Source organism: Psychrobacter sp. H26 (assembly GCF_059073035.1).
Window position 1 is genome coordinate 587,121 of the sequence record NZ_JCACRW010000001.1, and the last position, 21,744, is coordinate 608,864.

Here is a 21,744-nt window from a genome sequence, read left to right on the forward strand (position 1 = left end):
TCGTGCTTCACGGTGATACCGCCGAACAAAATATATCAGCTACTTTAACTCGCCTTTCTCATCGAGGTCCTGACGACCAACATTATTGGATTAAGGAGAAATTAGCTATTGGGTTTGCACGTTTGGCAATTAATGATGAAAGCATTACAGGACGCCAACCTTACAAATCCAGCTGCATGATAGGAGCTTTTAATGGCGAGATTTACAATGCAGATTTACTTGCAAAACAATATAACCTCCTCCGTAATAGCGACTGCGATACACATGTAATCGCACCACTATTTGCTCAACTGGGTGAACAGGTACTAAGCGAATTAGACGGATTTTATTCAGGGGTTATTTATCAACTGGAGACAAATTCGATTCTATTGTTTCGCGACCATATGGGTAAAAAGCCACTGTTTTACGGTCACACCAATAACAACCTATTTGTTGTCAGTGAACTTAAAGCTCTACAAAATATTGACTGGTTCGAGCAAGTACCCCTTGGTATTAGTCAGCTTGACTTAGCCACGGGCACGCTTACTCAAATAGCACGCCACCAACAGTTAACTAGTACAACATCTAATCTGCTTTCAGCAATGGAACAAGCAGTCATTAAACGCTTACCTAAACAGCCCTTCGGTGTTTTCCTGAGCGGAGGTCTAGATAGCTCGATTATTGCGGCTATAACTTGTCAGCATCGCCAAGATGTAACTTATTTTACTCTGGGAGATTCCGATAGTATTGATGTTGCTATGGTTGAAATGCTTGTTAAACACCTAGGATTAAAGCAAGTTATCTACATCCCATTACCAAGTGAGCAAAAGTTACCCGGATTGATTGATAAGGTACTTTACGCAACTGAAAGTTACAATCCATCGATCATTAGCAATGGTCTTGCGACCTATTTATTAGCTCAAGCAGTACAGAGGAAAGGCTTAAAGGTAGTACTAACCGGAGAGGGGGCAGATGAGCTATTTGCTGGTTACCATGAGCAACTATCCGAACAAGAGTGGCAAATTACTCGTACCAAGCTGATAACCGATATGCACTTTACGGAACTTCGTAGGCTTGATAAGTGCAGCATGGCACATAGTATTGAAGCTCGTTGTCCATTTTTAGATCGGACAGTAAAGAGAGTTGCCGATAACCTTGAGCATAAACAGTTCTATATTCTAGGTCACAACAAGATAGCACTTAGAGACGCCTTTAGGCACTTATTGCCTGCCGAGATCGCAAACAGAAAAAAGACCTCTTTTGATGTTGGCAGTGGCATCCGAAAGTTGGTAGTGGACCATTTAACCCGTAACGGTAATACAGAAATAGCAGAACTTAAGGAAATATGGAAAGATACATTCACATATGATGTAGACGATCCTTACTTTTTTAGCTATCCAACATTTGATTCTGCTATTGCTAAACGAGGAGGGGCTCATAGATGACTGTACATTTAGCCCAACAAATACTACTCGATAAATTTAAGCAAGAGCCATTTCATAACTTATACCTACTCAACAACGTACACCCTGCAACAATGGCATATGGCGGTACATGCTCAGACAAAGCCCTGAGCTACTTAGCTGCAACCAAAGCAGTTGGGTTAGATGCATACTTGCACTCTGCTCGCATTGGTGGAAAAGATATTCATCGACTAGTAAGACTTGAAATAAACAACCAGCGCTACTTTGCAGATATTGGCAATGGATGGCCATCAATTCAACTTATTCCAGCCGCAACACCCATTTTATATGAGTATTACGGTATGCGCTTTAGGACCGCAATAGAAAATGGTGTGATCACAGTCTACCACCGAAAACGTAATGTAGAAAAAAAACAAATGGAAATTGATATCGCTGCAAAGTCTGAAACCGAAATCTATCACAGTATTGAAAACCGCTTTTCTGCCGATATTATCTATCCATTTAGTAGCCAGTTGCGTTTCTCGATGGTTGTTGGTAAACGCTTTTTATTTATTCGAGATACCCAATTAGAAATTTACAGCAATAGTGGCTACGAGGAGATGCTGAACATCAATATGAATAACCTGCAAGACGTTATAGAGGAATATTTTGGCTATGATATTAAGCCACTTGAATCTCAATTTAGCAATAGAAACTAATTCTAAAATTTGATCTGGTAGTTTCATTCCACACGCAATACTACAATCTCCCAAGTTGATGTGTACGGATTTGACGGCATAGGTCCCACGTCAGTGGGCCTATTTTCCTGAAGATATCATCATTATCAGGGTAACGCAAACCACTGATAGCGGCAATTCAGTATGACCGATATAGTGGGTAGATATGCAGCGAGCCAGCTTACCGACCAGTGAGTATATTGGTTCGATTGTAAGAAGCCACAAAGTGGGCGAGCTTGAGCAAGCGATCGCGAATGTATTTGCATAAATGGTTGATGATTATTCTCTTGATGCGCTCAATGGTATTTTCAACTATATTTAACTATAGCGTGCCGTGCCAGGGTCGTCAGTCGGTCGTAAAGTGCTTTACTAAGCTAGACGGTCTGGTGGTATTCAGGCGTGATGATGACGAGCTATCTGATACGGATTATCTATGCCAATTGGCAAGCGCTGGCAAGTGAGCGCGGGCTGGGATTTTTGCAGTTTGTTCTTGATATGCTATACCCCAAACAAAATGAAATTATGAGGCTTTGGCATTCTAGATCCTTAGCGCACAAATATCCTTCATATCTGACCGATACCGCGCGTACAGATAGGTTTTTGACCAGTCGTATTCGTATTAAACTTGATGCAGTGGTAAATATCTGCGAGCTGTCAGAGCTTGCTCCTACATTATCACGGCTTGTGCTGTGGCAGGTTGTGCCAGAGATTGCGGTTAACCTACCATCAACTCAGAATATGGACGTCAAGGTTGCGGTGGCTGGCGAGGTTATCGCAGTAGCTGATTTTTCCCCTTTTTGAAATATTTAAGAATAAATTTGACATCTCATAACCCTAGGGTTATATTGTACTTAATAATTTATAACCCTAGGGTTATGGTTGTTACAATAGAAATGAATTTTGATTATAGGAGGTTTTTATTAAGTCATCCGAGCTTATAGATATGCTCATAGCAGATGGATGGTATTGGGTCGCCGCTAAGGGTAGTCATTTTCAGTACAAGCATAAAACTAAAAAGGGCAGGGTTACTGTCCCACACCCTAAAAAAGACCTACCGAAAGGTACTGTTAATAGTATTTTCAAACAAGCTGGATTGAAATGATCCAGTGGCTTTAGCAATAGTTAGCTTTGTTTGCAAACGAAGCTAACGTTTGACTACAGCTAACTTGTAAATACTAATAAAAAATCTGTTTTGAAATAATCTATACCGTTGAATTAATAAAACCTATATAAAGGAGTCTAGCCATGTTTTATCCTATCGCAATCGAGAGAGGAGATAGTTATACAGCGCATGGTATCCGTGTACCTGATTTACCAGGATGCTTTTCTGCTGCTGATAACTATCAAGATGCTGTTGATATGGCGATTGAAGCTATCGAGCTGCATTTAGAAGGCTTGGTAGAAGACGGAGAACAAATCCCACTTCCTTCTGATATCGGTGCTTATATGGATAATCCAGAGTACGAAGGTGTAACTTGGGCTTTAGCGCCAGTCGATGTAAATCGTTATCTCGGAAAAACTGAAAAAATCAATGTAACTTTACCAAGTCGTCTGATTCATATGATTGATGAGAAAGTTGCAAGCAATAAAGAACGTTATAAGAGTAGAAGTAATTTTATTGCATTGTTGGCAGAAAAGAATTTTTTTGCACATTGATATTAGTGTTCTAATAAAAAAGACTTGATTTTGAACTGACCCCCATAAGTTGGACACAACTTTGGGGGTTATTTTATGAAAACTACAATAGCAATGAACACCATCAAACTTGCCAGACCTTCATTAATCAAGGATAGAAAACGATGTGCCCATGCTACAAGGACAAAGTACCAAAAACCACATAGCAATATAACGATGCCTTTTCTATTCCAGAAAACTGTTTCATAGGTTTGGCTTTTTGTCCGTTCTATCAGATGCAAACTTTTTAATTAAAACCAATTCAAACAACGCCGCTACGCCAAACGTGAGCACCACCGCCATCACACCCTCTATTCGGTAGTGGCCGACAAGCCATAAGCTAAATAGAATAATAATCCCACCAATAATCCTTAATTGCTTCTTAGTCACGCACCTACCCCTGTAAGGTTTTAGATTAACTAGTATATCCGCTAGACTCAGCTAATGTCTAATTGAATTATAGGTGATGGTTATGGCATTTGGAATGATGGGTGGTGCTGGTGACTCTTGGGGTGTCAATGGAGCAGGTGGTTCTTGGGCGAATCAAGAGGAAGAAAGAAAAAAGAGCGACTGCGCAACACCAATAGCGTGCTTGGTATGAGTGGCCTTGGGCAAATAGCTAATGAAACCGCTGCCAGAAACCAAGCATCGCAAGAGGTTAGAGCTGCGTATAACCCAACCGCGCAGTCGCGTGCTGACAAACCCCAATTTTGACAAACTCACCTGAGTAAATTCCTGAACCCAAAAGGTTGCTAACACTATGCCGTATATAGTGCTAGCAACCTTTTTGCTGCTACCTATATCTAATCATTATCGATATTTATTCATCACATTAATAATCTTAAACCCTCGTTAACAAGGCTATAAGCATCTAAGAAATTACTACTTGATCCATAAAATAATTTTATCAAAAGCGTAATCGTCAGTGAGCTTTAGCACTAGCCAGCTGTTTAAAGACGAATAAGCACACAATGATAAATTATGAATTTATGTCGCAGATTATCGATTACGATAATAAGGATATAGAGAAGCTAAGTCTTTACGCTCACCATTTACAACCTATGCTACGTGAGAGGCTCGATAATGAGGTTTATTTCAGTAATATTATCATGAGTCACTACCGCTTTTCTAAGCTACTTCAATAGGATTTAAAGCTTAAGAGGATAGTTTCTTTCCGCTGAATGCTGGTAGCGGTAGAGCTGGCAATACTAAGGATAAACGAGAGGATTAACTATCAAAAATAGTCGCAAGGTTAAATGGGCTGTTCGATACTGAAAATCTGACCGATAGAGACCTAATCAATTACTCGCAAACTATCTGGAATAAAGTTAAAGAAAACCAAATCGCCATGAATACGAATAGAGTTAGTGTTTTGAGTGAGAGGGATTGATTAGGTCAGATAAAAACATCGGTTTTTTAGCTGAAAGTAGATTTGATTATTTATTTGCTAATAAAGTCACTTCTCTACATAGCATGCTCACATACTGCACAAAACCAACTCTCTTTTGCCCGCATATAGGCGATATCAGCAGGTACTTCAATTGGACAGGCGCTACCACAATATTCACAGCAAACATCATCTAAGCAAGCATAGCATTGGCTTACAGTTTCAAACAATGTTTGCGAGCTAATATTGTATTTTTGACAGAGCATACGCACATAATCTACATAGCTGATTTTATGATTATAGGCCCAATAATCTTCACAGACCCGTTTGTCCCAAGCATTTTGTATCATACTCCATTCAATCCTGATGCCCACAATATACTCCTTTTTAATGGCAGAATGACTATGATTAGTGTCACATTTTTATAGTGACTATATCTATTTAACAAGTCGAGCTCATCATAGTTAGCCAGTTATTGAGTAGCAAGATGAGTCTATGACATAATAGAGCGTTAGTCAGCATAAAATAGTTTTTGACGGAAACTTAGTTATTGCCAACGAGTATTATTTTAACAGAAAAGTAATCACTGGCAAGTATTTTTTACTTACCAATAAGGATTTTATTGTGATTTCATGTAATCTACCAGTGCTTTTAGCGGAAAGAAGATTGCGAGTTGCAGATTTAGTAAGAATGACGGACATTAGCAAGTCAACGCTTCATAGAATTTATAACGATGAGACAACTCGCATAGAATTCGATACCCTGAGTAAGTTGTGCCAAGTATTAAAAGTCACCCCAGGGGATATTTTGAAGTATATTCCCGATGATAATGAAGAGAACTAAGCTTGATAGGAAGGTCGACTGATATAAGACGTTAACCTCCTCACCCAACTAAAATTGAAATTTTAAAATACTCTTTAGCCTTTATTTATCATGGGTTAGGGAGTATTTTTTTGTCTAAAAAATGGTTGTGAATCAGTATTTTAGTTGGCTAGGGATAAAAATATAACAGCAATATTAAAGGCTTTACAATCGATAAGTTATAACATATCATAATTAATATAATTCACTATTATTGATATTAAAATGAATAATATTCATTTAAAGCCTACTCAGAAGTTTATAACTTTCAGTAAATATAATTTGGTTGTTCATCAAGATGCGCAAAAGGCATTGTTGATATGGCATCAATTTAGGCCAAGAATAGCTAGTATAAATATGGCTAGCTTGGATGATTATTATCGACCACCACTACGTTTGGTAAATGATAAAAACGAGACTTATTATTTTTTTAATGAGTTTAGAAGGTTTGATGAAATTCTAATAGAAGAGGCCAATTCACGTCAGCCTTGCTTAGTTGCCGCTGAAAGCCTGAGAGATATTAAGCGCTTAGCTTGGAGTGAGGTTGTCGAGCTGGCCTTCTCAAGGGGAATTAATCATCCTGAGTTTCTAAAGGCTTTAAGCTCTAGTGCACCAAAAAGTATTATTTGCGAACTCATGAATATTGAGCGCCTTACGGTAGACAATTATTGTAGGTTTGCTGGTATCAGCCAAAGTGCTTATCAGTATCAGCAGTGTAAGGTATCCAATGATGAGGCGATGCTGGGGCTGCCCAAAAGCCTGAGTTGGATGGACACTTCTTATGGGTCACACTAAATTATTTAATGATGTGACCGACAGGCGAGTGTTGGATAAGCTTATTCCAGTAGGCTCACCACATCACATACAAATGTCTCAGCTTGTGATTGATGTAATTAATTTAGTGTCAGATGATGATATTGATTTACTGTCCTCAACATCGGAGTCTAATTTTGCAGACTTTACTGGCATAGACTGCACTGAGGTAATGACACAAATCATACGGCAGGGTAAAACTGGAGAGTGGGCAGTCAGCTATCTGCTGATTGTCTTTTATCAGGCGTATGGTGCGATAGACGTTAAGAGTAATGCTTGGCGGTTTATGAGTAGCTACTTAAAAGTGATATTTATGATCACAGCACGCCATGACAAGCACTTTGCCAAAATAGATAAGCTTGGTGTGCGTGTTCGTATGGCGCTAAGACCTTCTGATCCACAGCGTAGCATTCTCGACCAGTTAATCCGCATTCACGATCAATGCGATAGCTTGTCTTCATGCTTATCTTATATCAGACAATATGAAACGAGTGTCAAACAGGAAGAGGCAACAGGTGAAACAGCGAACCAATATCTTTCTAGTAAAATCGGTCAAATCAGGTTGGCTTATGAGGTAGCGATTGATAATAAGGCCTTTATTGGTAAAACCTATACTGAAAATACTAAACGCGTAAAGTCGGCTCAAACAGTCACCAAGACAGTGGTGAGTACTGACAATGAGCCGCTACAAAAAATAGTGTTTGGTACGAAACAACCAAAAAAGCACAGTAACGTGGCAATCGCTGAAAATATTGCCGATGACGACGAAGTACCATTGCTAGACAATGACTTTAAGCCAGCCACACAAATTGCTAAATCCTCTGAGCTGCAGCAATGGCGATTGAAAAATAACCATCAACATGCCCGCCGTAACCAATTTCATTTTCCAACCAATCATCGTCAGCTAAGCATTACTGGATATCAGATGCTATTTGCCACGCTTTGGCAACGCTTTATGAATGTTGATAAAGAGAGTGGCACTGGGTATGCCGTTTTACTGCTATCACTGCTAAGCGGTCTTAGTATTGATAGTATCATTGCTGATTGGCAATGCAGTCACAGTCAACGGCAGTATTTCATTTATGACCGTGTCCGTAAAATTAGTAGCATTGCCATCACTATTGATGTGACGACCAATACTCGAAGTCATCTGCTTGCCCACAGACAAAGCTATGGCAGTACCTTTTATCGTGCATTGCCTGAAGCTTTACAAATTATGCTTGAGGATAAAATTACCGTTTCATCCGATACTGTTAAAGACGCTATCTCTTATGCTAAAGATCTGCTTAACCTACCAGCACTGAGTCCGCAATATATTGAAGCAGGCCTATTTACCCTCATCAAAAATGAGCTTAATAAGCCCTTATATGCTGACATGATTACAGGCGTTGATGTACGGCATAGTTCTGCGCTGTATTACCTTAGTACTAAAACGGTAGAGCTAGAGCAAACTTATATAAAAGCCGTAGAGCTGATAACTGAATACTGTAATGATGAGCAAAAAGCACTTTTAATAGATGAGTGTAGCGTACCGATGAACGGGCATAGAAGCCACATTGGTAGTGATATGGCACTAAAGACCACAACGTGCCAGCAGTTCTTTAATCAACTGGCTGTCAGTGCCGAGGGTTTTAATGGCAATCTAAAATCGCACATGGAACGCTATATTGCGCAGTTCAATAGCTATAGCATTTGGCTATGGCACATTGTTATGATCCAAACCGGCATTCGTCCAGTCAAGCACGCACCAGGATTGCTACACCAGTTTGACTTTAAGCGGCGCACATTATGGGTATCTGATAAAGAAGAGCGCCATGCGCAGTCTGATGGCAGGCTCATTCCTCTTAGCAAGTTTTTGATAACGGCTATTCAAAACTACATTATTTATATTAAGCAATTTGCCGCTATCTATAATTCATTATGTCCAACAGCACCTTATCCCATCAATGACATCTTGCAATCAGAACAACCCCTTATTCAAATTTACCAAAAAAACCCAAAAGGCTTTGCCAGTATTACGCCAAGCCGCGTCCGATACCAGTTGCAAGACTTTTTTAGTCATCAGGACAATTGGCTGCGTCATCAGCTGAGATCCATGCTTACAGGGCGCGTGCCTGATTATCTGATTTGCGCGCTTTACGGTCACGAGCATGCTGATCAAGAATTTATGCACCCGATGTCATCAAGCTCTATCAATCAGCTGCATACGCTCAGTCCCCATTTAGATGCGATTGCTACAGACCTTCACTTAAAACAAATTGAGGTTCATCTATATGGATAATATGAGTGCTCATAAACTGCGACATCTTAATAGAGAAGAGGCTAAAAAGAGTATCAAGCGTGATGCTAAAAAATTAATCGAAGAATATATCAATCAAAGTTCTATGCAATTGCCTTGTGAGTTGCAGCATCATTACGAAGCAATTAACCAGTTACTAGAAGAACGGTTCGATACCGCTCAAAACTTCCAATTGGCGCGGCGCGGGTTATTAGAGTTTGTTCGTGATTATAATAAAGCTCACCAGATATACCTTAAGGAGCCTGTGGTACCGATACTGGCAACTCGTGAGCGCTTGACCATTAACTATGATTGGTTTGTGAATGGACATGCTGTGGCAGACAGTAGCGCGACAATGATAGAGGTTTGGCAACGAAAACGGCGTTTCTCAGTAAACGACTTGGTTGAGGGATTGCTGTATTGCAGCATCATGTATGGTGGTATGAATGACATTGAGGTGGTAAGAGCGCTCTATGATTGGCTGTTTGGTGAGCACTGTGTGTATAAAATTAACATGCCAGCAACTGATGAAAAAAGCAGAGTAGAGCATTTGGCTATAATACCGCTTAGCGTACCTGATGATAATTATGGCTGCGCGGCTGATGAGAGTGACAGTCTAAAGCGATTCGTTGATTATGTTCCTGATGATATGAGCTTGTGTTTTTTATATGCTCTAAAGGATAAAGAGTTAAACACGGCCAAGATAAAGCCATTTAATACCATAATTAGCGATATCTCAAAAACGCTTAAACTCACCAATAAAGATATCGATCGCCCGCAGCACTCACTACTCATAAAATATGCTAACTACCATTGGCGACAGCTAGAGGGTAGCCTTATTGATGGGGCGCTTTCCGTGGTAAAAAAAGGAGATATAAAGACGACAGGTTTGCCTACTGATAAGCTAATCCATTATAACCGAGAGCTCATCAAGCCAAGTCCTGAGCCACTTGAATGGTCTGAGCTGTTTGATGCCAGTTATCAATTATCAGAGAAAGCACAAGAAAAGAGCAATACCATAGCCTACCCGAGCTTTAGTAAAAATGTGATCAAAGAAGTTCAAGAGGCACTTAGATTAACTAGAAATGACGCTATTTCCACTATCACAATATTAAAGACAGATGCTAGCCAGCCTAATGCACAACGCTTGCTTAGTTGGGTATTAGCATTGCTTGCTGATACTAGCATTCGGCTTAATACTATCAGTAAATATGTGGGCTGCATTGGCCGCGACTGGTTGATGCTGACAATGGATGAGGATATTGATCAGTGGGAGGGCAATGACTTTGAGGAAGTTTACGAGCAGATTATTCAGAGTAAGGTGAAAGATGGTCGCAAGTTATCTGTACTATGCAAGTCTTCAGAGTTTGATGATACGTCTAGTGGTATAGATAATGATAAAAATGTTACTGGTCAAGCGCTATCTCATCTTGACCGCCTAAAAGACAGCCAGAAATTCACCTACGGGCGTCTGAAAGCATTTCATGATTATCAGCGACTGTATTTTGATGCACCTTATGTGTATTTTCCATGGGGTAATAACCGACAAGTGATTAAAGCAAACATAGTATCACCTCGTATCTATCATGCTATGAAAGATTATCTCAAGTCATCAACTTTAGATTCTGATCAGAAACGACTGTGCTTAGTCGTCTTGAGTTTGGCATATCGTACAGGTATGCGTATAAATGAATTAATTGGTATAAAAGTCTCAGATGTGACCGATATCTATACTGACAACCTCGATAAAAAAGTTGAATTTCCTCAAATATTACTGAGACCCAATCGTTATCGACGGCTAAAAAGCAGCAGTGCCAAGCGAGTGATACCAGTAGACTGTCTACTCAAACCAGATGAATTAGAGCAGCTCCTTAGTTTATATCACTATCAAACCAGACTAAAACAACGCTACTTGTTTTCGCAAGGATCAGGCGATCAGCCGTTGCCTCATATATTCTTTAGTAACCTGATGAAGGTTATGTGGGATCGATTGCTTGGTGATCATGATTTTACTTTTCACAGTCTGCGGCACACGGCAATTGGCCATTTAGCGGTTGTGCTCAATCAGTCACCATTGGCACAGTTATTAACAGATTACGATGCTACGCATTGCACGGCCATCTCCAAAGGGGTTCTGGCATATAATCAAGATCAGGGAGTATGGTTTGGGCTGGCCAGCTTTGCTGGGCACCTAACACCTGATACGACATTCGAGCATTATATTCATACAGCGCACCTGCTGGCGGGTTGGCAAATGAGTCAAGCCAAACTTTTTATGCCTATAACCGTATTTGAGATGGTGACTAGCATTGGTTACCAGACAGTGAATAGGCAAGACGGCAGGGCATATAATGCCAGTACCAAACAGGTTCATCTTGATAAGATACGTGGCTATTTAATCAATAAGGTTGCGAGCAAAGAGTATCTACTCTCCTATAATAGAACACTAGCTAATACAGACTATGAGAAAAACACACAAAATGACGCAGCGAATACTCGACTTTCTATATTTATCCATTCTAAAATTTATGATGTGATTGCACTGTTAGAAGAGCTGCAAAAAATAAGTGTTGATAAAAGAGCAGAGCGGTTGGTAGAGGTCGCACTAAGGCATGGGATCGCTATCAATGAAGCTAGACAAATTTACGATAAAGCTCGTCAGGTTTTTACCGATGATAGGTTGTTGCTAAGTGCGCCAACGGGACATAAAAATCAAGAGATTCTAGTCAAAGCGCTTGATCGAGCGTATCAAATGTCAATTGATGAGCCTGCTAGATTGAAATCGTTTGTAGAAATATTTACAGGTAAACAAAACTTAAATACCTCATCGATTCATTTTGGGATTAAAGAAACACAGATTGAGATGCTACAGCAGTTCGTGACAGTAGGTTGTCATCTGATCGATATCAGTCATTGGCAGATTAGAGCGCATAGTGAGCAAGCAGCACGTAATGTTAAAAAAGAGCTAGGGCTTGATAGCTCAATACGTATCGGTGCTCGTGAGAGTTTTCATGGCTATGAGGTGAGAGTGGTACAGAAGAAGCATAAGCGGTCTGATAAAAACTTAGCGATGACAGATGATTATTATGCCTCGTCGGGTATGTTGAAATATTTGGGGTATTTACTGATGTTACTTATCTAAATGAAGTGACAGGTCGATAAGTTATATGTTGAAAGGGCTGTAAGCTGATTTTCCACTTGTTCGACCGAGAAGTTGTCACGAGTAATATTGCTCTGAGTACTATGGAGCATAAGCGTTGTCACGTTGTCACGGTAAAAAAGGTGTAAGGGCATAAGATGACTGAAGTGCTCTATATAGCTAGATATTACAGTTGGCGATCACAACGCATGACTAACGCGTCTGCTGGCATGTTATGAAAGGCTTATTTAAATCTAAACTAAAACCAAAAAGAAAAGTGAGAACACAGTAAAAATCATGAAAACAAAGTTCAGCTTCAGTAGACAAATAGATAATTTATCGACAAATATTTGCTATTATCTATCGATAAATTAACTAATCATACGAGAGCTAGTATTATGAAGTCAAAGCGTACGTTATGCTTATTGGCTGTTAGTAGCATTATTGCGTTGTCTGGTTTTGCTGAAAGTCAGGCAATGGGCAGTACCATAGCAAAAAGCATGGGTTCTTTGGTTACAGAAGTTGTAGGAGGTGCAGCAGAGGGCGTTAGACTGGGTTTAGGTGGAGCACCAAAAGAAACTATGAAAACAGTTGCTACTTCTACAACAAACAAGCCACAAACTATACCAACTAGTGATATGGTTTATCATTTTGGCTGGATGGAATATGCTTGTACTGGCGATCAATTAGATTTTGAGCTTTTAAAAGGCCAGTCGTTATCAGACAGTATCAAAGGCTCAAAGGATTACACTTACTTTATAAAGCCTAGATCACAATGGTCGCAAGAGCATCGCGATATCATCCAAGATGTAAAAATGATTGAGGGACAAGAGTACATTGAATACTATGTCGATTTTAAAGATGGCATAAAATATCGTAATCAACCACTAGATGGATATATATTTAAATTTAGAGGTGAGTCTTCAGGTGGTGAAGATATTTTAAAATTTGCGCCGAGTGCTAATGTTGGAGTCATTTGGCCAAATTTTACTACCCGTGCCATGGATTATTGGGATGATATGGTAGATAGAGGTGCGGTTTACAGTGCTCAGAAAAAGACTATTACGTGTCATTATGACTAAGTATTAGTCTGAACATATATGCGGTAAGTTCGGATTAATATTGAACAATAATTTACATTGTGTTGATCTTTGCTAAAGACGATGGTTTAAATGACTATTTGCTTGATACAAGGAACTGATAATTAAGTTTTTGGCACTTGATTAGTGCTTGAAACTGGGTTTTCATAAAACTATTATCACTGTATATAAGATGATTGTTAACAAGTTATTCAAAGTGTTTTACGGGCGAAGCTTGATCTATAGTTACTCTTATGATGATTATAAGGTCGAGCTTCACTTGTTTTTTAATGCTTGCGTTCTCTGCTATATTCTTAGAATATAGCATTTTCAGTAATAGTAGAGTGGTGTAGGATAGTTGGTTTTAACGTGACACCGTGACAAACCTTATGCTATATAGCTTATATTCGTTCTATATCCGTGACTCTTTTAGTACCTTTCATTTCTTATAATCTCCTGAAAGGTGCATATCTAATAGCATGTCACGTTGTCATGTATGCAAAGTCCTAATATCAACTAACAACGCTGAGAATATATAAAATGAGTAAACACATGTATAACTTGCGCTCGGTTTTCTTGTATCGCTATTATTGTGGATTAACTATAGTGTCATATAAGAAAAATAAGTTTTATACCTCAGCTCTCTACAATATATAAATAATAGCATATAGAGCTTTTCTGACTTGTCAGAGTATGATTGTTCTATGATATATGCAGATATTTTAAATAGCATGGTATTGAGGGGTTTACTACCTAATAAGTTATATTTTTAATAAGAACTTAATCTACTTTAGCGTTAACCATTTCTAGTATCGATCTCAATTTTCAACATAGCTCGACTATAAAACCGACTACATCCGTGTATTTATACCGATTCTAATGCTTGCTGGCATGCTTGAGATAAATAAGGGTCAATACTGTCTTGTTTGAGGAGCCATTTAATATAGCCAGTACCTTCAGAGCTCGCAGCTAAATCCGCAATCGCCTTACCCTTATGCTTGCCAAAACTTATATGTGTGGGTATACGCACCATTTGACTAAACTCATATAGGCTCTTCACATCACTTATATGATGACCTTGGGTATTCGCCAAATCAATCAAGCTACAAAGCACTAGCTCAGTGAAGTAGATGTCAGCAATGGCAGCATGCGCGTTCTTTGCTTGAGCACGTGCTACATCTCGATGGAAGTAGTAGAGGAGTGATACTAGCTTATGGCTCTCAAGCATAGGAAGCAGGAAGTTAGCCATCGCATTGGTACAAATCAGATTGGGTGCATGAGTCACACCCGCATTTTTAAGAACGGCCAGATCAAAATCAATATTATGACCAATCAAGTAGTCAACACTGCTAGGCAGTCTAAAGTCTGTGTGTGGTGGTTCATTCGCTACATCCTCATCACAGATATGTGATATTGTCATAGAGCCCAAGCTAATTTCTTTTAAAGGATTAAAGCGCTTAGCTCTTGGTTCCTGTAATACCGTCACCTTGCCATTTTCTATATCAATAATAGAGTAGGCCGCTTCAGTCATATGCGGATCAATAAGCCCTGTGGTTTCGGTGTCGAGTATGTATGTGGTCATAATTGGCCTTAGTAGTGCTTAATTTGATATGAGACATTTACTTTTTACGAGCTTACCTAATTTATAATTACTGTATTAACTCCTAGTGATATCTTGGTTCACCTTATGCTACCTTCAGGCGGAATATCATAGCTGTTACTCAATGACTTTCATCTTGTTGACTTCAGCTACTATCATATCTATTGTCGAATGAACTTCTGCAATCGTAGTCATTCGTCCGACACAAATTCTAAAGGCGCATTCGGCGACCTTTTTTTCTACACCCATCGACTTCATGATAGGCGAGTATTCACGATTTAAGCCATCACAAGCAGATCCAAGCGAAAAAGCAAGATTTGGTTGTACGTTGTTAAGAAGTTGCATACTATCAATATTCTCAATCGCTAAGTATAAGTTACCAGGATGACGCTCATCCAAGTCACCAAAAACTTGGATTGCAAGAGCTTGATTCAAACCATTTAGTAAAGTATCTCTCAGTTCTTTCAATCGTAAAGCCTCCGCTTCTTTACTTTCATCTAATACTCTAGCTGCTTCGGCAAATCCAACAATTAGTGGTACAGGTAACGTGCCAGCACGAAGCCCGTTTTGTTGGCCGCCACCAGAAATTATGGGCATAAACTCAGGGTTCTGGAGATGCTTTGAGTACAAGAGACCAATACCTGATGGACCATATATTTTGTGAGCAGATAGTGTGAGAAAGTCCACTTCCAAATCGTGACAGGCGATATTCATATAACCCGCTTGTGAGGCATCTACATGCAACATCGCATTGTAATGCTGGCATAGCTCAGCAACTTGATAGATAGGCTGGTTTGTTCCTATAACGCCATTGGTCATCGTGCAAGAAACCCATAGCACATTATTATGATCAAGTTTATTCTTCATATCTTGTAGATCAATAACACCGTCTGATGTAACTTCTACATAAACTAAATTAAGATTATATTTATCAGTGGCTATTTCTAACGGGTTTAAGACGGATTTATGTTCTAAGTGACTAGTTAGGATCGTGTTTGCTTGAGGGTTCATTTTTTTGGCAATAGAGATGCCTGAATAGATGGCTAAGTTATTTGCTTCAGTAGCTCCCGAAGTAAATAAGAGATCTTCCTCAAAGCAGTCATATATATCAGCGAATGTCGTAAGGCTATCACCGACTAATCTTTGTTTATCCCAACCAAAAGAGTGCCCATCTGAATGAGGGTTGCCAGGCTGTGACCATATATCATGCATTGCAGTAATGACTAAGGTATCGCAAGGAGTATGCGAGTTATAATCTAAGTATATGTTTTTCATATGTTTTTCTGTTATTTATTTATAAGGATGATTTTTAAGATGAAAAAACTAGAATCTAATTACTTAGAGATAGTAACATGATATACTCTCGCATTGGAGAGTTGTTCCAATGATGTAGGCAGCTACACGAGTTTATTATAAATTATATGGATTGATTGATATTTATGCGTTACTTTGCGTCTTTGATAGATAATATAAAACCAACTCTTTCAGGCCATGATACTTTCCCATTGAGATATGGTTGGTTAAAAAAGGTTCATGATCAAATAGCAGTACAGCCAGAGTCTGAGGAAATCAACAACGTTTTTTCTCAAGATACCGCTATTGCTGACTTTGGTGTTGGTAAAAATATGTTGAATGCTATGCGATTTTGGTCAACACAGACGGCCATGATTATCAGAGATAATAGTGCTTATTATAATACACAGCCTACTACGATAATTGATGAAATTTCGAAAAACGATACTGTAGATGTAACCAAGCAACTCAATACTTTCTATAACTCTGTCAATATTTTTGCTGATCATGGTTTGGACCCTTATCTAGAGTCGCCTTCGACCATTTGGCTATTGCATTTATGCCTTGTCACAAACCCTAATTTAATGACCTACTATTGGCTGTTTAATATCAATACGAAGTCAGAGTTAAGTCGAGAAGAATTTGCTCGATTATTAAAAGATTTCTTTAAAGATCATGGCTTATCTGCTCCTTCAGACTCAACAATAAAGAAAGATATTGAATGCTTAATTCAAAATTACACAACAAAAACTCGCAAAGCGAATGACGATTTTGAAAATGTATTAGAAGGTCCGCTAGTCGAGCTTGGGCTATTGACTCGTGTTAATAAGCAGAATATTAGAGCGTTACGAGGTGAGAAGAACTCTTTGACGCTGCATGTTTTTGTTTATTCGTTAATTAACTGTTGGCGGATTCATAATGGGGCAGCTGATACCTTGTCGTTAGAGATGTGTACTTATGACGAATGTTCTCCAGGTCGGGCATTCATGTTAGATGAAGATGCGATTATAGATTATGCAGAGCAACTGCAAGACTCTAACTATTCTTTGACGTGGACTCAGTCTGCTGGGATTCGTCAATTTCAAATAACTGATGGTAGTAGTCTTGATGCCATTTTTGAGCAATGCGTAGAGCATATGCGAAATGAAGATTATAGCCATTGATAGGTCCTAAAAAATATTTAATTACGGTATTTTTAATAAATTAATTATAGAGTTATAAATAGTCATGAATACTAGCCCTAATGTAGATAACTACCTTATTGACCACATCGAGCGAAATCAATACTTCCAACGCTCTATCAATATCCATGCTGATAGCAACGACAAAGGTCCTATCAGTAACTTTTACTGTACTGCGTCATATGAACAAATTCTAATAAATATGATTGGTCATATAAAAGGCGGACAGACAGCGTTTACTTGGACAGGCCCTTTTGGATCTGGCAAATCGAGTTTGGCTTTGTTTCTACAGGGCTTGGTAAGTGATGATAAAGAGATTGTTGAAATCGCATCTTCTAAGTTAAGTAAAAAAAACAAGACTGCTATTGTTAAACACTTTAACTCTAAAGACCAACAATGGAAAACGCTTAACCTAACAGGTCAAACGATAGCGCCAGAGCAAATATTTAAAGATGCGCTAGGATTACCCTCAAGTGCAGATGCGAAAGATATTTTAGAGGCATTAGGTGGCTATATCGATGATGAACAACGTCTGATTATTTTTATTGATGAGCTAGGTAAGGTGTTTGATGGTGCAGCCAAGAGCCATCGTCCAGATGACATTTATTTTCTGCAGCAGCTTGCTGAATTTGTGAATAGAACCAATGGAAGAATACTTTTAGTTGGTATGTTGCATCAATCTTTTACAGCTTACGCGCGTCAAGCGACTGCTAAAACACATAATGAATGGATGAAGATTCAGGGTAGGTTTGTCGATTTTGCCATTACATTATCAGTTGAAGAGCAGATTTATCTGATTGGTCAAGTCATTAATATAACGAATGAACAGTTAGAAAAATACAAAAACAGCGATGAGTTCACAATACAAATTCAATCGCTAGTTGCTAATATTGCTAATTACCGTCAAACCAACTCAGAGAGTTTAACCAAGCTGCTAAGTGATGTATTTCCCCTACATCCGCTTGTAGCAATTTTGCTATGCAAATTGTCTCAAAAGAACTTTGGACAAAATCAGCGTAGTATTTTCTCTTTCTTAATGTCTTCTGAACCAAATGGGTTTGGCTATTATCTAAAAAACACTTTGTTGGATGAGTTTGTTCTATTTAAGCCGTATCAGTTTTGGGATTATCTGGATAGTAACTTGAATAGCGCTATTATTGCTTCTGAGTACAGTAAACAATGGCTACTGTCTCAAACGGCGGTCAACCGTTATGAAGGACTTGATGACGAGGCTGCCGTTAAGTTAATTAAAATAATTGCTTTGATTAGTATTTTCGCAGATGGTACAGGAGTGCATGCAAGTCCTGAGCTATTAAAGAAATTACTAGGTATAGATGAAGGACAGCTGAATGAGCTTATAAAGTCGTTAGAGTCTGCTTCAATTATATTTTATAGTAAATTTAAACAATCCTACGTGCTTAGTGAAGGTAGCGACTTTAACCTAAACGATGCGGTGAGAGAACAGATTCAAGATCTTGACTCGCTACCATTTGAGCAGCTAGAACAGTTTGAACCTATCGTTGCAAAAAAACATTATCAACTCACCGGTAGTCTGCGTTGGATGGAAGTGAAACTACTTCCGGTTACTGATGCATTAGAAAATGTACTTACGGGTCTGCAAGATAGTATCAATGCGTCGTTAGTCGGATATTTTTGTCTGCTTATACCTAAAAATGATGAAGAATTATTGTTGGCAACAGAGGTTTGTGAAAAAATAGATAACTCTGATAAATTTAATAATTTGGTGGTTGCCGTCTTAGATAGTCATACGATTATCATCGATATGTTGAAAGACAAAATTGCACTTAGTAATATTTTAAAAAACGAAGAGAGATTGCTGAACGATAAGATTGCACGTCAAGAAACTGAAGGGCGTTTGGTTGAAATTGAAGATGCTTTGAATACGTTGCTTGATAAGAGTTTAAATGCATCGAAATGGTATAGCAGTCATTTAGCAAGTCCTGAAACCCAATTGAATCGATTTAAACTTTCAGCACTTGCATCAACCATCGCCGATAAGCAAGTGACTCAAAACTTCATTTGTAATAACGAGCTGGTCAATCGTAATAAACCATCACCTAGCGCAAAAGGCGCCATCCGTGAACTGCTTAAACGTATGATTGAACGTAGTGAAGAGGCAAGCTTAGGAATCGATAAATTTCCACCTGAGAAAGGTGTTTATGAATCAGTTATTGCTAAAAATGGTTTGCACAAAACGGATAGCGACGGTAATTATTATTTTTCTAAGCCTGATGATATACAGTTAGAAGCCATCTGGAAATGTGCTGATAATATCATTTCTGAGGCTAAAGGAGATCTGGTTACTGCTAAGGAGATCTACGAAGCTTGGCAGGCACCTCCTTATGGCGTGAAGTCAGGCCTTCATGAAATTCTATATATTGCTTATATATTATCGCGTCATAGTGATTTAGCTAATTATATCAATGGTGAATACAAGCCTTCAGTCCAATACTTACTGGCTGAGTATCTAATTAAAGTCCCTGCTGATGTAGGTGTAAGAGAAGTATCTTTTTTAGAGGGTGTCCAATCGTGGATTCATGTTTTGAGAGACAGATTGCAAGAAGAGTTCGGCGCTCGTTTAAATAATCATATTGAAGATGAACCATTACCGATCGCGCAAGCATTAGTGAGTATTTTCTATAGTTTGCATCCATGGATTCAGCGTACTAATACTTTATCACCTAAAACTAAGCAGCTGCGTGATATTTTGAAAAAAGCAAATGATCCTAATCAATTGCTCTTTGATGACTTACCAAAGTTCTTTAGCGCAGCAGATGACGATGATGCAAAAGTAGAAAAAATCATCGAAGGTCTACAAGAGTTAGATAAGGTTTATCCAGATCTGGTTTCTGATATAAACATGAACCTTCAAAACTACCTTAAGGTAAAAGAAGACACTATTAATCCTTATACCGAAATTAATCAACGTTCTGAAGCATTGTTTGGTAAGTCAGGTGATTATTTACTAGATTCGTTCATAGCGAGGCTTGTTAAATACGATGGCTCTATGAATGATGCTGAAAGTCTCATTAGTTTATTAGCAGGCAATAAGCCATCTAAAAAATGGATTGACCAAGACATTACTAAGGCCCAGCAACGTATTGCCACATATGGCTTTCAGTTCTTGGAAGCAGAAGTCAATGCTGATGTGAATGCCAGCCCAGATAGACAAAAAGTCGGGGTGATTACTAAGTCTCCTAATGCAACGACCAGCCGAGTACGAGAAGCGCATATTACGTCTAAAAATATAGAACCTATCAATCAAAAAGTAGAAGAAATTGCAAATGCTCTGAAAGCGAGTCAATTCGATATGAATGATAGGATCGCTGTGATTGCAAAGCTTTTAGAAGCTCTAAATGATGAAGAAGATGCTGAAAAGGAAGAGTCTTAAATGTCAAAAATCAAGCACGTATTGGGTATATCAGGTGGTAAAGATAGTGCAGCATTAGCTATTTATATGCGTGATAACTACCCAGATTTAGAGATTGAGTATTTCTTTACGGATACTGGCAAAGAACTCGATGAGGTGTATGAGTATCTCTCTTATTTAGAGGGTTACTTAGGTAAGCCCGTACAACATATTAATCCTGACAGAGATTTTGATTTTTGGTTAACTCAACATAATGACTACTTGCCATCACCACAGGCTCGTTGGTGTACTATTAAAATGAAGCTAAAACCGTTCCAAGACTGGGTGCAGGGCTTTTTAGATGATGGCTATGAGGTACACTCATATGTCGCTATTCGTTCAGATGAGCCATATCGTACTGGTTATGACTCTAGCGATGAAAAGCTTGTGATTAAACTTCCTTTCAGAGAAGATGGTATCGATAAGCCAGGTGTGATGGATATACTAGAAAACTCTGGAGTAGGGTTACCGTCGTATTACGAATGGCGTACACGCAGTGGCTGTACCTTTTGTTTCTTCCAACGCAAGATAGAATGGGTAGGATTATTAGAACGTCATCCTCAAGCCTTTAAGGAGGCTATGGCTTATGAGAAAGAAGCGCTAGCTAATCAGACCCCTTTTACTTGGTCGGAGCGTGAATCTCTAGAAGAGCTTAGTCGCCCTGAGCGTATCGCTGAGATTAAAGCAGATCATGAGAAGCGTATAGCTAAGATGAAAAAGCGGATTAAAGTTAACCCGCTTAGACCTGATGGGGAGCCTGAACTAGATATGGATGACATCTATGGTCAAGGTAAAGCATGTGTAATGTGTCACAAGTAAGAATATCGAATAATATTGACTATTAATTGTAATGTTCTAAACTGTTAGCTTGTGAAATATAAGTTAACAGT

General features: G+C 38.8%; 18 protein-coding genes. 14 read left to right on the top strand and 4 right to left on the bottom strand.

Features of this window, described 5'->3' with window-relative positions; genetic code table 11:
• Window positions 1–2: 2 nt before the first annotated feature.
• The 5 genes from AC5JPT_RS02440 to AC5JPT_RS02460 all read left to right on the top strand — a co-directional run bounded on the left by AC5JPT_RS02440 (window position 3) and on the right by AC5JPT_RS02460 (window position 3,775).
• Complete coding sequence (locus tag AC5JPT_RS02440; protein ID WP_493856967.1) at window positions 3–1,424, top strand: asparagine synthetase B family protein; 1,422 nt, start codon at window positions 3–5, stop codon at window positions 1,422–1,424.
• On the top strand, window positions 1,421–2,101 hold the full coding sequence (locus AC5JPT_RS02445; protein WP_493856968.1) for an arylamine N-acetyltransferase: 681 nt from the start codon (window positions 1,421–1,423) through the stop codon (window positions 2,099–2,101). The genes AC5JPT_RS02440 and AC5JPT_RS02445 overlap by 4 nt, the downstream gene beginning before the upstream one ends.
• A gap of 420 nt (window positions 2,102–2,521) precedes the next feature.
• On the top strand, window positions 2,522–2,920 hold the full coding sequence (locus tag AC5JPT_RS02450) for a hypothetical protein (protein WP_493856969.1): 399 nt from the start codon (window positions 2,522–2,524) through the stop codon (window positions 2,918–2,920).
• Between the two features lie 118 nt (window positions 2,921–3,038).
• Entirely contained in the window at window positions 3,039–3,221 is a 183-nt protein-coding gene (locus AC5JPT_RS02455) for a type II toxin-antitoxin system HicA family toxin (RefSeq protein WP_493858417.1), read from the top strand.
• 143 nt (window positions 3,222–3,364) lie between these two features.
• The gene (locus tag AC5JPT_RS02460; protein ID WP_201599334.1) at window positions 3,365–3,775 is read left to right on the top strand and encodes a type II toxin-antitoxin system HicB family antitoxin; all 411 of its coding nucleotides are present in this window, start codon (window positions 3,365–3,367) and stop codon (window positions 3,773–3,775) included.
• A 222-nt stretch (window positions 3,776–3,997) separates the two neighbouring features.
• On the opposite strand, the gene AC5JPT_RS02465 is transcribed toward AC5JPT_RS02460, so the two are convergent.
• The gene (locus AC5JPT_RS02465) at window positions 3,998–4,183 is read right to left on the bottom strand and encodes a hypothetical protein (RefSeq protein WP_493856970.1); all 186 of its coding nucleotides are present in this window, start codon (window positions 4,181–4,183) and stop codon (window positions 3,998–4,000) included.
• 82 nt (window positions 4,184–4,265) lie between these two features.
• Between AC5JPT_RS02465 and AC5JPT_RS02470 the strand changes: the two genes are divergently transcribed.
• Window positions 4,266–4,394 carry a hypothetical protein gene (locus AC5JPT_RS02470; RefSeq protein ID WP_493856971.1) on the top strand — a complete coding sequence of 43 codons (129 nt, stop codon included), beginning with the start codon at window positions 4,266–4,268 and terminating at the stop codon, window positions 4,392–4,394.
• A gap of 863 nt (window positions 4,395–5,257) precedes the next feature.
• Here the strand turns inward: AC5JPT_RS02470 and AC5JPT_RS02475 are convergent.
• Window positions 5,258–5,530 (bottom strand): hypothetical protein, encoded by a 273-nt coding sequence (locus AC5JPT_RS02475; protein ID WP_493856972.1) that lies wholly within the window; start codon window positions 5,528–5,530, stop codon window positions 5,258–5,260.
• A gap of 274 nt (window positions 5,531–5,804) precedes the next feature.
• On the opposite strand from AC5JPT_RS02475, the gene AC5JPT_RS02480 reads away from it, so the two are divergent.
• The 5 genes from AC5JPT_RS02480 (at window position 5,805) to AC5JPT_RS02500 (ending at window position 13,353) form a co-directional block, all read left to right on the top strand.
• Entirely contained in the window at window positions 5,805–6,023 is a 219-nt protein-coding gene (locus AC5JPT_RS02480) for a helix-turn-helix domain-containing protein (RefSeq protein WP_493856973.1), read from the top strand.
• A 243-nt stretch (window positions 6,024–6,266) separates the two neighbouring features.
• Window positions 6,267–6,836 (top strand): hypothetical protein, encoded by a 570-nt coding sequence (locus AC5JPT_RS02485; RefSeq protein WP_493856974.1) that lies wholly within the window; start codon window positions 6,267–6,269, stop codon window positions 6,834–6,836.
• Window positions 6,823–9,135, top strand: a complete 2,313-nt coding sequence (locus tag AC5JPT_RS02490) for a hypothetical protein (RefSeq protein WP_493856975.1) — start codon at window positions 6,823–6,825, stop codon at window positions 9,133–9,135. The genes AC5JPT_RS02485 and AC5JPT_RS02490 overlap by 14 nt, the downstream gene beginning before the upstream one ends.
• Before the next feature lies 1 nt (window position 9,136).
• Window positions 9,137–12,274 carry a tyrosine-type recombinase/integrase gene (locus tag AC5JPT_RS02495; RefSeq protein ID WP_493856976.1) on the top strand — a complete coding sequence of 1,046 codons (3,138 nt, stop codon included), beginning with the start codon at window positions 9,137–9,139 and terminating at the stop codon, window positions 12,272–12,274.
• 395 nt (window positions 12,275–12,669) lie between these two features.
• Complete coding sequence (locus tag AC5JPT_RS02500; protein ID WP_493856977.1) at window positions 12,670–13,353, top strand: hypothetical protein; 684 nt, start codon at window positions 12,670–12,672, stop codon at window positions 13,351–13,353.
• Between the two features lie 862 nt (window positions 13,354–14,215).
• Here the strand turns inward: AC5JPT_RS02500 and AC5JPT_RS02505 are convergent.
• Both AC5JPT_RS02505 and AC5JPT_RS02510 read right to left on the bottom strand, forming a co-directional pair.
• Window positions 14,216–14,932, bottom strand: a complete 717-nt coding sequence (locus AC5JPT_RS02505) for a 3'-5' exonuclease (RefSeq protein WP_493856978.1) — start codon at window positions 14,930–14,932, stop codon at window positions 14,216–14,218.
• 135 nt (window positions 14,933–15,067) lie between these two features.
• On the bottom strand, window positions 15,068–16,225 hold the full coding sequence (locus AC5JPT_RS02510; protein WP_493856979.1) for a cysteine desulfurase family protein: 1,158 nt from the start codon (window positions 16,223–16,225) through the stop codon (window positions 15,068–15,070).
• Between the two features lie 164 nt (window positions 16,226–16,389).
• Here AC5JPT_RS02510 and AC5JPT_RS02515 point away from each other — a divergent pair, with 164 nt between their 5' ends.
• The 3 genes from AC5JPT_RS02515 (at window position 16,390) to AC5JPT_RS02525 (ending at window position 21,673) form a co-directional block, all read left to right on the top strand.
• Window positions 16,390–17,406 (top strand): DUF4007 family protein, encoded by a 1,017-nt coding sequence (locus tag AC5JPT_RS02515; protein WP_493856980.1) that lies wholly within the window; start codon window positions 16,390–16,392, stop codon window positions 17,404–17,406.
• A 64-nt stretch (window positions 17,407–17,470) separates the two neighbouring features.
• Window positions 17,471–20,836: a hypothetical protein gene (locus AC5JPT_RS02520; RefSeq protein WP_493856981.1), complete on the top strand. Its 3,366-nt coding sequence runs from the start codon at window positions 17,471–17,473 to the stop codon at window positions 20,834–20,836.
• Entirely contained in the window at window positions 20,837–21,673 is an 837-nt protein-coding gene (locus tag AC5JPT_RS02525; RefSeq protein WP_493856982.1) for a phosphoadenosine phosphosulfate reductase domain-containing protein, read from the top strand. It begins immediately after the preceding gene.
• Window positions 21,674–21,744 lie beyond the last annotated feature (71 nt).